This window comes from Blastopirellula marina DSM 3645 (assembly GCF_000153105.1).
Lineage (GTDB): Bacteria > Planctomycetota > Planctomycetia > Pirellulales > Pirellulaceae > Blastopirellula > Blastopirellula marina.
The window spans coordinates 2,079,485-2,092,137 of sequence record NZ_CH672376.1 but is presented as its reverse complement, the minus strand read 5'-3'; the positions used below and the strand labels follow the sequence as shown (position 1 = coordinate 2,092,137).

At 54.9% G+C, this 12,653-nt stretch carries 6 protein-coding genes and 1 tRNA gene; 2 read left to right on the top strand and 5 right to left on the bottom strand.

All coding sequences use genetic code 11. The features are described from left to right. Window positions 1-37: 37 nt before the first annotated feature. Together DSM3645_RS10460 and DSM3645_RS10455 are read right to left on the bottom strand one after the other, a co-directional pair. Window positions 38-1,393, bottom strand: a complete 1,356-nt coding sequence (locus DSM3645_RS10460; RefSeq protein ID WP_002652116.1) for an SGNH/GDSL hydrolase family protein — start codon at window positions 1,391-1,393, stop codon at window positions 38-40. Between the two features lie 305 nt (window positions 1,394-1,698). Beyond that, window positions 1,699-2,829 (bottom strand): ISAs1-like element ISBlma8 family transposase, encoded by a 1,131-nt coding sequence (locus DSM3645_RS10455; protein WP_002652115.1) that lies wholly within the window; start codon window positions 2,827-2,829, stop codon window positions 1,699-1,701. A 285-nt stretch (window positions 2,830-3,114) separates the two neighbouring features. Here DSM3645_RS10455 and DSM3645_RS10450 point away from each other — a divergent pair, with 285 nt between their 5' ends. Together DSM3645_RS10450 and DSM3645_RS28065 are read left to right on the top strand one after the other, a co-directional pair. After that, window positions 3,115-6,891, top strand: a complete 3,777-nt coding sequence (locus DSM3645_RS10450) for an SIR2 family NAD-dependent protein deacylase (RefSeq protein ID WP_040351761.1) — start codon at window positions 3,115-3,117, stop codon at window positions 6,889-6,891. Window positions 6,892-7,025: 134 nt separating this feature from the next. Then, entirely contained in the window at window positions 7,026-7,649 is a 624-nt protein-coding gene (locus DSM3645_RS28065) for a hypothetical protein (RefSeq protein WP_154657803.1), read from the top strand. Between the two features lie 511 nt (window positions 7,650-8,160). On the opposite strand, the gene DSM3645_RS10435 is transcribed toward DSM3645_RS28065, so the two are convergent. The 3 genes from DSM3645_RS10435 to DSM3645_RS10425 form a co-directional block, all read right to left on the bottom strand. Beyond that, a tRNA-Glu gene (locus DSM3645_RS10435) sits at window positions 8,161-8,233 on the bottom strand. 298 nt (window positions 8,234-8,531) lie between these two features. Next, on the bottom strand, window positions 8,532-9,962 hold the full coding sequence (locus DSM3645_RS10430) for a DUF1501 domain-containing protein (RefSeq protein ID WP_002652110.1): 1,431 nt from the start codon (window positions 9,960-9,962) through the stop codon (window positions 8,532-8,534). A 34-nt stretch (window positions 9,963-9,996) separates the two neighbouring features. After that, window positions 9,997-12,594, bottom strand: a complete 2,598-nt coding sequence (locus DSM3645_RS10425) for a PSD1 and planctomycete cytochrome C domain-containing protein (RefSeq protein ID WP_050769343.1) — start codon at window positions 12,592-12,594, stop codon at window positions 9,997-9,999. Window positions 12,595-12,653 lie beyond the last annotated feature (59 nt).

The window sequence follows — 12,653 nt, the reverse complement described above, 5'->3', positions numbered from 1 at the left end:
CGATCGATAATCAGGGGCGACGCCGGTGATCTTCTTATTACGGAAACAACCCCATCAGCGCGTCTGCAAAAATCGCCAGCCCCGCCGGCCCCGGGTGATTGATGCAGTTCACCATCAGACTGTTGTACGGTATCCCTTGACGCCAGAGTCGACCATACCGCAGCGATGCGTCGGCCAGCGCTACCGGATGCTTCGCGGCGAACCGGCGAAGCCCCTGCACATACGGGCGCGGGTCGTCATCAATGTCATTCTGCCGATCCAATCCCATCCAGTCGGGCCGCACGTAATGCGGCGTCAAGATGATCCACTCGGCGCCGATCGCTTGAAAGTCGGCCAGCAACTTGCCGTAGCGCTCTTCCACCGCCGCCGGGCTCAGACCGGCGTCATTCACAAACTCGCTAATCACCAGGTCAGGCTTCGCGTCCAGCACTGTTTCCTGATAATTGTGCGGCTCACCCGGCGGGACGGCCAGATAGGAACCGGTCGTTCGACCGCCCCAAGCTTCGGTCACTAGTTCGATCTTCGCTTGGGGAAAGCGCTGCCGCAGCCGCGCGACAAATTGTTGTTGCCAGCGCTCGCGCGCTGGGTCGGCCAGATAGGCGCCGTCGGTCACGCTGTCTCCCCAAGCCAAAATTCGCAGCGGCTCGCCAGACCGCAACTTGGCCAGCGTGCGAGGAATTTTCTGCTCGGCCAGCGACGGAGAAGTCGCCGCCGGCTCGGGATACGCCGTCTCTAAAATGGGAAACAGATTCTTCTTCGTCAGCCGCGCGATCTGCCCTGGTATCCAGACATTCGCCAGGCGTCGTTCTCCAGCAGCGATCGACGGCGCCGCCGGAGTTTCGGCCTTCGGCTCGCCGCCGCGATAGTCGATCTCTCCATCGCCGTTCAACACGATCGAATCGATTCGCGACAACGTATGCTGATAGCTGATAAACACCGGCGTCTCCGCGGCGATCTTCCCCCCGGCCAAACGACCAATCCCGCCCCACCGATTTTCAAATTCATAATCGCGACCACGCACGTAGGTTTCGTCACTATCGGTAGGCCCACTGCGAACCACCACGCTGCTCGGATCCAACAAATCAGGCGCCGTCAGCGATTCAGAAATCAACGCCGTCAACCGAGCCCCACGCCGATACTGCGGCCCCGCCGGATCATAAACCGGCAAACTCGCATGCCGCTCAGCCGTCACAGTAAACAACCCCGGCAAATCGACCGCGACCAGCGCCGACACCCCTGGACCATCCGCAGCGCCAGCCACATCGACCTGCACCGCCCAATCCCCACTCAAAGTCACCTTGGCTGGCGGCTCCACCGCCAAAGCAGCCGACGCCGCGAGCCCGCTGATCAGCAGCGCCAACGAAGTAACACGGATTACGAAGAAGCTTTTCATAGAGGGCTCTTTGCTTGCAGAACGGCAGGGGGAGGGAACAAACAGGGCAGGGGAGAAGCGGTCAATCGAAGCGATCAACCGGCGAGGCAAGAGGTGCATTCTACACTGCGGTTGGGGGCGATTGCCAGAAGAAGAATTGGGGGGCGGGGGCACCAGCCTTGTGTCGCAATGAACGAACGTGAGAGCACCGGATTGAACGTAAAAAGCCCGTTTACAATCGCCTCTTCAAGACCTTAAAGAAAGTACACCAATTGAGCTAACGATCCCATCCACTGCCTCGCCCCGCACGGCGATCGCACCATAAATCACGTCCCCAGCAACACTTCCAACAAGTAGGCGTCGTTCCTTCCAGCTTTTAGCCGCTTGTTCTTCACGCCCACCTTCGCCGTTTTGTTGTTCTTCAACAAGCTCAGGCTTGTTCTTCTTAGCAGACTGAAGTTGACGTCGGCGTGGCCTTTGCGGATTCGACTTTGGTCTTCGCCGAACGTTACGTCGAGTTGCCAGTGGAGCGAATTCTCAATGCTCCAGTGCCCTCGGACCGCTTCGGCGAAGCGTTTGCCGGTGAGATATTTGCTCACGATGTAGTAGCGTACTTCACTCGTCTCTTTGCCGTTTTGCTTGACGATATTGATCGTCATTCCGATCGCCTTCAGCTTCGTCCAACGCGAGGCGTACGGAAAATCATCGGCGTCGATTGGACAGAGATAGTAGTAACGCGACTCTTCGCGGCCATGCCCTTTCTCGTGCGTCTCGTGGCGGTGAACTTTCATTTTCGCAAAGTCGATTTCCATCGCAGCGGCGAAGTGATCGCGAATCGCTTGATGCAGATAACGCTGATTCCCTTTAATCGCCAGACAGTAATCACCGCCTGCGTTAACGATCTTGGCGGCGATCTCTTTCTGACAACCCATCGCGTCGATCGTCACCAAACAGCCGGAAACCTCGATGATTTCGAGCAATTTCGGAATCGCCGTGATCTCATTACTCTTCGCGTCAGTCGCGACTTGCCCGAGACTCACATGATTGGCGGTCGCCCAGGCGCTGACCATATGAATCGCGGCCTTGCTGCTGGCGGCGTCAAAGCTGCGCCGCAAAGTTTTGCCGTCGATCGCGATAATCTGCCCATCGGTAATCTCTTGCAACGAAGTGATCCAGCTAAGCAAACACTTCTCAAATTCAGCCGGCTTCAAAGCGCCGAGAATCGCGTTGAAGCGATCATGCGAAGGAACGCCGGTGCTCATGTCGAGGAACTGCGAAAGCCACTCTTTCTTGTCTTCGGCCCAGTCAGTGATCGCAACGAAATCATCTGCTCCACCTAGCACCGCACAGAGCGACATCGTGACGATGTTGACTAGCGGATAAGTTACCTTGCGAGTCCGCGGATCCGTCAGATCGGCGAAGTGTTCTTGAATCGAAGCGCGCGATGAAGACGACATGCTGAACAACTCTCGGCAAGACAAACGCTTGGCCGCGATCAAGCAATCACGAAACCGCCAAGACGCACTTGCCGGATTGTCGCAGGTTGCCCATCATGGCGCAATCGCCGTGGCCTCGCCCCCATGACAATAGCGCCATGACACAGTATTGCAATCGTCGAATTTCGCTCTTGAGAGGTACGCTTACCGAAATGATCGGTAATATAGCTGATAAACAATGGTTTGTGGATTCATCTCAGACTAGCATTTTACTAACCGATTCGAGAAATCCCAGAGCTTCCAATAATGTCTGAGACTAGCAAAAACGAGTTTGAGCACATCCTTTTCGACCTTAGAAACAGACTGCACGACAAACGAGGGTCTAAGGCGTCTGTAATGATTGGCGCAGGATTCAGTCGAAATGCAGTTCCGCGTATTCCTGGTGCGACACCTTTCCCATTATGGCGAGACTTGGTTCAACGAATGGTGACAGAACTGTACATTGATTCAGCAGAAGCCGAACGTCAGCTTATTCGCGCCGAATCTACCAGCTCAGCACTACGGTATGCTCAAGAGTATGAAGCTGCTTTCGGAAGGCCTGCCCTCACGGATTTAATCCGAGAGGAAACTCGTGATGACGAATTCGAACCAGGTGAGATCCTTGAATCCCTCGTAGACTTACCATGGGCTGATGTCTTTACAACTAACTACGATCGGATGTTAGAGTGGGCAACTCGTTCTAGGTCGAGCAAGACGCTTCGCAAACAGACCTACGAAGTTGTTACCTCGGCAGCGCACTTACCGCTTGCTCGTCCACCTCGAATTGTGAAGCTACATGGGAGTCTACCCAGTCTTGATGGACTAGTAATTACAGAAGATGACTTTCGGAAGTATCCGCTCGAGAACCCAGCCTTTGTAGGCCTTGTACGCGCATCACTTTGCGAGAATGCTTTTTGCCTTTTTGGATTTTCCGGTGACGATCCGAACTTTTTGGCATGGACCGGATGGGTCCGAGACACGCTCGCTCTCTCCGCGCCTTCTCTGTATTTGTTTTGCTTAAACGAACCTAAGCATTTCCAAAGAAGACTACTAGAAGAACGGCATGTAATTCCAATTCCGCTGACAAGGGTTTCACAAAAGGAAAATCTCAAAGATGCGCTAAAATGGGTCCTGAATTTCCTCGCACAGGAACCATCCCTAGCGAATGTGGCTTGGAATCGCCCTCCAGATGTCGTGGCGGAAAAGAGCGAAGCAAATGAGCAAACGTCTCCGACTAAAATCAAACACATAGACGTATGCAAGATATGGAAAAAAAATCGCCTGAAATATGGAGGATGGAACATACTCCATATTGAAGGAATAAAACGCCTTTGGATCGATACTCAATTCTGGTTACGTTACACACGATATATCAGCAATAGTACGCATGAAATTTGGCAAAGAGTATTCTTTTCACGAGAACTAACTTGGAGAATGTCAACCTGCCTCCATCCTCTTTTCGATTCCATTGTCTTTAATAACATTGACCCTATGCTTATCGAGGTCAATGCCATGAATGAAACGCAAATCGGCGAAGCATGTCGCTCCCATCCAAGTTTTCTTCTTGATGTATTCGCGATTCGATGCGAGCTTTTGCGACACGCGCGTGAGATTGGAGACTCAAAGAGGTTCGAGGTTCTGTACAGAGCAATCGAGTCGGACGAGCTAAAAGACGAAAACATCCAGAACTTCCTTTTCTACCAACATGCCCTACTACTACTTGGGCAGCTTAAAGCCAAAGAAGCGCAACAAATTATCTCAAACTGGAACACGAACTCCGATTCAATTTGGTCGATCCGCAAGGCCGGGCTCCTTCTCGAACTGGGAAATTTTTCGACCGCGATAGAACTCCTAAACGAACTTGCTAATGAATTAACGGTCTATCGTTCGTCGCGCAACGTTGACCTGAGGGCGCGATCTGCGGAGGGATTGGTACTGTTCCTTCTCTCGGCTTGCGACCAATTCCAGACAGCAAACTCTAGGACCCCACTCCTATCTAAGCGTTTCGATCCTACGAAAAAAGACTCGGAAAACGAAATGATTGGCGAGGGTGACATCCAGCGAAGACTTCGCGAATTGCGACCACTAGGTTGCGACCCACGGCCACTTCTACAAAATCTTCGCGATTCGCTAAAAACAAGACACGAATTCAAGGATATCCGAACCGTAAAAGCCTCTTTTGATATTGGATCCGAAACAATTGACTACAGGCTTAGTGACGTCGATGAAATGACGGACACATACCGAGCGCTTCGTTTCATTGAAGATTCGGGGATTCCACTTCAGATTCACGGCGTAATTCCACTTACCATTACTGCCAAGGTATTCGAGAATGCAACGCACCACATCTCACAGTTATCGACAAGTGAGGGACTAGGACTAGTCTTGCGAAGCCGTAGCGAAAAGCAGATCAAGTCTTTCTTCAACCGACAGCGATTGATCAATACCACCGAAGCTCAAGTCGATAGCTTATTAACGTCGGCAACTAAGACCGTCAACGAGGCGATGGAAAACTTGGATACCCAGCCCACGCTGCGCGAGCATAACGACCAATGGTGGGAGCAACAACTAGGAGTAGCACTCACCGTAATGGACCGCATTATTCCCAAGCTCAGCGATGCTGCAATCACCAATTTGTCCGAACTCTTCATTTCCATTCTCACTCGAACGGATCTCTGGAAAAGGCATGGCATTAGCCCAATACTAGGCAGCTTCATCGACCGATTCGCAAAATGTATGCCCTCACAATCGCTACTCGACCATGCTGCCATGATAATGGAATTACCAATTCCGGGCAGTGATGAATTCCTACATTTCGGCGACCATGTTGGGAACTGGCGCGACCCGTTGACCGTAATTGAAGACAATCAGCGTAAGCTCAAAGCTCCGAAAGAACTGGAGGCAGCGATCAATAAATCCATCTATCGAATTTCACAAACGGAAGGAGTTGCTCGTCAAATTCTCACCCAGCGATTAGTGTCATTCTTTCATCAGGGCTTTCTATCTCGCGAACAAACAATTTCGCTGCGAGATGCGATTCTCGTGAAGAACCAAGATGGCATCCCAACCGATACCAACTGCTTCCCTTCGATTCTCTTAACACTCCCCAAGAAGACCGGTTTTAACGAACAACGAGTATTAAAAACATTTTATCTTTCAAGCAAAACTCACAGAAATGGAGATTACTGGAAAGGCCTCGCAAAAATCGGCGCGGTGAATAGCGCTAGACCTAAGCAACGCACACTAAGATGGACTTCTCACGATCTTTCTCAGCTCTTGATCTATTCTGGCACATGGCTGGAAGAATTTGCTTTACAGAACAGGGAGAATCAAAAGTGGAAAGACAGTGAGTATTCATTCATGCACGCCTTCGGAGAACCTCAGTTGGAGAAACAACGACAGGAAGGGATTGCATGGGCATTATTTTTGGACTGCGTCATAATCCCATCGCAAAATCTGACCGACGACCAACGGACGGAATGCACGCGACTTCTTGACAAAGCAAATAAAGCGGGAATTCCACATGTAGCAACGACTGCATCTCGCTATCTCACTAATATGACATCCGAATCAATGGCGTTTTCTCAGATTCGTGATGCCATTTTATCTCAAGACAGAGAGATGACACCAATATCATGCTATGCAATTCGTAGGTGCATTGAATTTGCTGTGGCGAATCAGATTCGTGTACCCAATGAATTAATTATCTTTGTGGTCCACGCAATTCGAATGCGGCATCCGCAACGGCATTTATATATCTCGATGATTGCCGATCTGATCAAAGTTCTTCCTAAACTGTTATCGAAAAAAATGACTGGTGAGCTGTACGCTTTGCTAGTTGACTTGCTCACCGAAACTGAGTACGACACACGTACTTATCTTTCCGTTGAAGAAAAATTAAACCTACGCATTAGTTGTGCTGAATTAACAGGATCGCTAATAATCGCGAAAAAAGACCATAAATCTCTCGCACTCTGGAAACTCGCAATTGAATCTGATTTATTTGCTGAGGTGCGTCGTTCAGGTGAAAACAATTTCCCCTGAGCATGAAATCCCCTCGCGAACTAATGCACACGAACACCATTCCCTGCCAACGAGCGATTGGTGGAGTTTCGCAAGGGCGTTACCGCCACCAGGGCCGGCCCACGACAACATCACGGTTTAACGAGGCTTCAGCAATGTCAAACCGTAAGAAAACCTCACTCAAAAGCTGCAGGCCGCCTCAAAAGAGATCAGGCGGATGCGTCCCTTCGTCAAAAGATGCCAACCTTAACTCCTACGCCGCGATCGTTCGTCACTACTTGAAGCATTACCAGTCAGGGGCGAACGAAGAGATTCAATTCTACGAACAGCTCCCCTCTTGGGACGAAGCGCTTCGTCGGGCGTCGTTTGCGGAAACGCCTCAGGGCCGGCGGCATCCGCATCAGTATCGTTTGAAGTGGGTCAATCTGCAGAAGGTTCATGCTCGATTGCGAAGACGAAATCTCGCCGCATGCGAAACTTTTCACGAACTGTTCCTGCTGGTCGAAGAGGCGATCCTGAGCATTTCGGGGATCGGCGAACTGATGGTCTATGACACGGCGCATCGCTTGGGCGCCTTTCTCAGACTTTCGCCGGAGTTCGTCTATCTCCATGCCGGAGTGCGGGTTGGAGCCGTCGCGCTAGGCCTGGAACGTTCGCAGAAATGGCTGGAACCCCGCGATCTTCCCAGGGCGTTTCGCCGGCTGACTCCACAACAGATGGAAGACTGCCTGTGCATCTATAAGTATGAGTTGCAAGCGATCCCGGCGAAGCGGAAGTAGTAGGTCCGTCAGGCCAATGATTGTCGCTTGACAAAGCGCACGAATCCGGGGTCCACTACCCAGGAAATTCCGAACCAACCACGATCACTCGCCGGCCGACAAGGCCGATTCGAGGCCGCTGTGCTGCGCCATGAAAATTTCCGCCGCCGATCAACCGGACCGCTGGACGCCGCGTATGCAGATGCAGCCGGTCCGGTCCAACGTTCCAACTCAAAAAAGCGCGGAGTCCGGTCCGGTCCAACGTTCCAACTCGAAAAAGCGCGGAGTCCGGTCCTGTCCAACGTTCCAACTCAAAAAAGCGCGGAGTCCGGTCCGGTCCCACGTTCCAACCCGAAAAAACGTGGACTCCGGTCCTGTCCAACGTTCCAACCCGAAAAAACGCGGGAGTCCGGTCCGGTCCAACGATCCAACTCAAAAAAGCGCGGGGGTCCGGTCCAGTCCAATGATCCAACCCGAAAGAGCAGGGGGCCGTTAGCGCATAAAAAAAAGCCGCATTGCTGCGGCTGGAAAGTACCCCCTAGGGGAGTCGAACCCCTGTTTTCGGACTGAGAATCCGACGTCCTGGGCCACTAGACGAAGGGGGCGTACTTTTTGGGTTGTGGTTTGCTGGGGAGTTTGCCCCAACTTCAAGCAGGCCTAGAGGTTGGCTCGCAGGGGAAGCGGCTGATTTCCACTCCCGTTTCATCGTCATCCAGACACCGGCGAATCAAGGATGTTCGCCAAAGGGCAGGTTAACGAAGGTTTCATGATTTTAATGCCGCAGTCCATCTAGTCAACCGGCCCGCCTTTGACGGGAATGACGAATGAGGAAACCAGAATGTCGAAAGAAGCCTGAATGACTGAATCGAGGAGACCTCCAATCCGGCATTCGTCATTTCGCCGCTAGGCGATGATGTCGTTCACGACGTGCCCATGCACGTCGGTTAGGCGGAAGTCGCGGCCGGCGTAGCGGTAGGTTAGTTTTTCGTGGTCGAAGCCCATCAGTTGCATGATGGTCGCGTGGAGGTCGTGGACGTGGACTTTGTTTTCGACGGCGGCGAAACCGAAGTCGTCGGTCGCTCCGTGGATGTGGCCCCCTTTGACGCCGCCTCCGGCCATCCAGACGGTAAAGCCATAATGATTGTGATCGCGGCCGTTGATTTTGCCCTGGTTCGAGCCTTCCTTCGGCATCTCGACGGTCGGCGTGCGGCCGAACTCGCCGCCGCAGATCACCAGCGTATCCTCAAGCATGCCGCTTTGTTTCAGGTCTTTCAGCAGAGCGCCGATCGCCTGATCGCACTGCTTGGCCAAGCGGCGATGATTGACTTCGATATCGTCATGACTGTCCCACGGCTGACCTTGGCCGTGCCAGACTTGCACGAAGCGGACGCCGCGTTCGACCAGTCGACGCGCGATCAAGATTTGGCGAGCCTGGGTTCCTTCGCCGTACATGTCGAGGATATGTTTCGGTTCGCGGGAAACGTCGAACGCTTCGGCCGCTTCGCTTTGCATGCGGAACGCGAGCTCGAACGACTGAATCCGCGATTCCAACTGCGGGTCGGCGCCGCGCTGCGCTTGATGCTGCGCGTTGAGTTGACGCAGCAGCTCCAACTGGCGCACCTGGGCGTCGTGATCGATGCGTTGATTGCGGACGTTGGCGATCAGCTTTTCGAGGTCGGTGTTTTTGGTGTCGACGTAGGTTCCCTGAAAGACGCCTGGCAGGAAGCCGGATTGCCAGTTTTGCGACTCTTGAATCGGGTAGCCGCCGGGGCACATCGAGATGAACGACGGCAGGTTTTGATTTTCGGTTCCCAGACCATAGACGAGCCACGAGCCGAGACTGGGCCGCGGCAGGCGGGCTTCGCCGCAGTTCATCAACAGCAGCGACGGCTCATGGTTGGGGACGTTGGCGTGCATCGAGCGAATGAAGCACATGTCGTCAACATTTTCGGCGACATGCGGAAAGATGTCGCTGACTTCGATCCCGCTTTGCCCATACTTTTTGAACTTGTAAGGGGAGGGGAGCGCAACGCCGGTCGGGCGTTCGGTCCGCATTTTGACCGGGATCTCTTTGCCGGCGTATTCTTCCAGCTTCGGTTTGGGGTCGAACGTATCGACGTGCGACGGACCGCCGTTCAAGAAGATATGAATGACGTGCTTCGCTTTGGGAGCGAAGTGGGGCGCCTTCGGCAGCAGCGGATTGGCGGGCGCAGCCGACGCCGAATTGCCGAACATCGAACCGAGCGCCAGCGAACCGAGCCCCATGCCGGTCATTGAGAGCATGTCGCGACGGTTCAGAATATTGCGATCGGGCGAGTTGATCCAGTTGTCCATAACTTCCTCTGGCGGCGAAGGGTCGCACGCGTCGTTAGTCGACAAAGTGAAATTCGTTGGAGACCAGCAGCACTTGGGCAAGTTGCGTCCAAGCGTCGACCGGTCGCTGCGTGTTGAAGTCGGAGGCGCTGTTCCAGGCTTGAATCGTGTCGCCGCGCATCAGCAGGTTGACGGTCCACTCGAAGGTGTCGTTGCTAATCGTTTCGCCGGACTCGGTGACAAAGTCGATCACGTCGCCGGCTTTGACTTCGACCTGCTCAACGTTGGTAGCAGCGCCGCCGTGTTTGGCTTTCCAATTTCCGACAGGTCCGCCGGGACCGATGATCGAAACAAAGACGCCGTCGCCGTTTTCCGACTTATGACGCAACTTGCCTTCAATCGTGATCACGCCGCCGGTCGGAGCCACAAAGCGGCGAATCGCGGCGAACTTTAAGCTGCCGGGATGACCGCCGCCGGCGTTGAGACTGGACCAGCCGGCGACCTTGTTGGGCAGCTCGGCCGCGGCTTGCCAGGTTTTGCCATCGGCCGAGACCGACGCATACGGCGTGAACTGAGCGACTTTGCCGGTCTCGCTATCGCGACTGCCGTAGCCATACAGCCAAGGCGTCGCCGGCGCCGGGTCGCTGGGAGCGCTGGTGACAAACTGGATCGCCAGCTTGAGTTCGGCTTCGCTGGGATCGCGGCCGAGCGCTCGTTGGTAGAGCTGTTTGACGCGCTGCTGCGGATCGGCTTGCGGGGCCGAGTCGCGAGCCAGCTTGTCGGCCTGATTCATGATGAACGAGCTGTTGAGCATGAAGAGCGCCTGTTGCGGCACGGTCGTCTCGGGACGAATCGGACAATGCGCATCGGGGCCGGCGAAGTCAAACGTGCGGAACATCCCAGGCAAGTTCTGCCGGTCGACCTGGCCATAGATCGTCCGCCGCGGCGGCGAAGGATTGGCCGTGATGTCGACGGCTGGGCCGCCGAGCGTTTCGTCGAGCGAACCGGTCGCCACCAACAGGCTGTCGCGCGACGCTTCAAAATCCAAGCGGCGGCGATTCATCCGCCAGAGATAAATGTTGGTGGGATCGATGGCGCGACAGTCGGCGCGATCGGCGCTGGCTTGCTGATAAGTAGCGGTCAACAGCAGACGGCGAATCAAACGCTTGACCGACCAGCCATCCTCCATGAACTCGACCGCGAGATCGTCTAACAGCTGCGGATGGCTCGGCTTCTCGCCTTGGGCGCCAAAGTCGCTCGGCGTGGTGACCAGGCCTTCGCCAAACAGATGACCCCACACGCGATTGACAAACACGCGAGCCGTCAGCGGGTTGTCGCGGGCCGTGATCGCTTGGGCAAGCTGCAAACGTCCACTGCCGTCGGTCAACGGCAGCGGCTTGTCTTTGTCGGTCAGAACCGAAAGGAACTGCCGCTTGGCGATGTCGCCGCGATTACCGGCCTGGCCGCGTTTGAAGATCCGCACGTCGTGCGGCTTTTCGTCGTGCAGGATCGGCGGCATGCCTTCCGGCGTTTCTTCCTTCGTACCGCCGAGGACGCCGTACATGCTGTAGTAATCGGCCTGACTGATCGGATCGAACTTGTGATCATGGCAACGCGCACAAGCGACGGTCAGCCCCAAAAAGCCGCGAGCGACGACGTCGATGCGATCGTCGAGAATGTCATGTTTGTTGTTCAAAAAGCGACGTCCCAGCGTCAGATAGCCGAGCGCCTCGAGATGACGTTCTCCCTCCGGAAGACGATCGGCCGCCAATTGCTGGGCGACAAACTGGTCAAACGGCAGGTCTTCGTTCAGCGACGTCACGACCCAGTCACGATATTTGTAGGCGCCGGGATAAGCGCGATCTTCCTGGAAAACGTAACCCTTGGTGTCGGCGTAGCGCGCGACGTCCAGCCAGTGCCGCGCCCAACGTTCGCCGAAGTGGGGCGACGCCAACAGTTGATCGACCAGCTTCTCGATCGCTTCCGGAGAGCTGTCAGCGGCGAACGCGTCAATCTGCTCTTTGGTCGGCGGCAGGCCGGTCAAGTCAAAATAGAGCCGGCGAACCAGCGTGGTCGGGGCGGCAGGCGGAGAAGGGGAGAGCCCTTGTTCTTCTTGCTTCGCCAAGATGAAATGATCGACGCGGCCCTGCGGCCAGTCGGCTTGTTTGACTTGCGGAGGATCGTGACGCTGCGGATCTTTGAACGACCAGAAGTCGCGGGGGTCTTTTTCGACGTAGGTGATCGCTTCGCCGCCGCGCGGATCGGCCATCCCATCGGCGACCCACTTCTCGAAGATCGCGATCTCTTCGTCGGCCAGTTTGGCCTTGGGAGGCATTTGATACGAGAATTCGCCGTAACGGACCGCTTGGATAAACAAGCTGTCTTCGACGTTGCCGGGTTCGACCGCGGCCCCGCTATCGCCGCCAGCCAAGATGCTGGCGCGATTGTCGAGGATCAGACCACCTTCCAACTTGCGCGACTCGGCCGAATGACACTCGCTGCAATGCTTGGTCAACAGCGGAGCGACCTTCGCTTCGAAGAACTGAATCTGCTCTGGCGAAAACTTCGCTTCCGCGGCAGGCTCTTCCGCCTGCGCAGCGGCCGACACAAACAGCGAAATCGCAAGCGGCATCCATAGCCAAGTACGGCGCATGGGCGGCATTTCCTAGAGGCGGGAGGTTGGTAGGGAGGCGGGGAGCGGCCAACGGCCGG

Coding starts and splice junctions, on each gene's coding strand:
- DSM3645_RS28065 (WP_154657803.1), top strand. CDS start 7,026: ATGTCAAACCGTAAGAAAACCTCACTCAAAAGCTGCAGGCCGCCTCAA.
- DSM3645_RS10430 (WP_002652110.1), bottom strand. CDS start 9,962: ATGGACAACTGGATCAACTCGCCCGATCGCAATATTCTGAACCGTCGC.
- DSM3645_RS10450 (WP_040351761.1), top strand. CDS start 3,115: ATGTCTGAGACTAGCAAAAACGAGTTTGAGCACATCCTTTTCGACCTT.
- DSM3645_RS10425 (WP_050769343.1), bottom strand. CDS start 12,594: ATGCGCCGTACTTGGCTATGGATGCCGCTTGCGATTTCGCTGTTTGTG.
- DSM3645_RS10460 (WP_002652116.1), bottom strand. CDS start 1,393: ATGAAAAGCTTCTTCGTAATCCGTGTTACTTCGTTGGCGCTGCTGATC.
- DSM3645_RS10455 (WP_002652115.1), bottom strand. CDS start 2,829: ATGTCGTCTTCATCGCGCGCTTCGATTCAAGAACACTTCGCCGATCTG.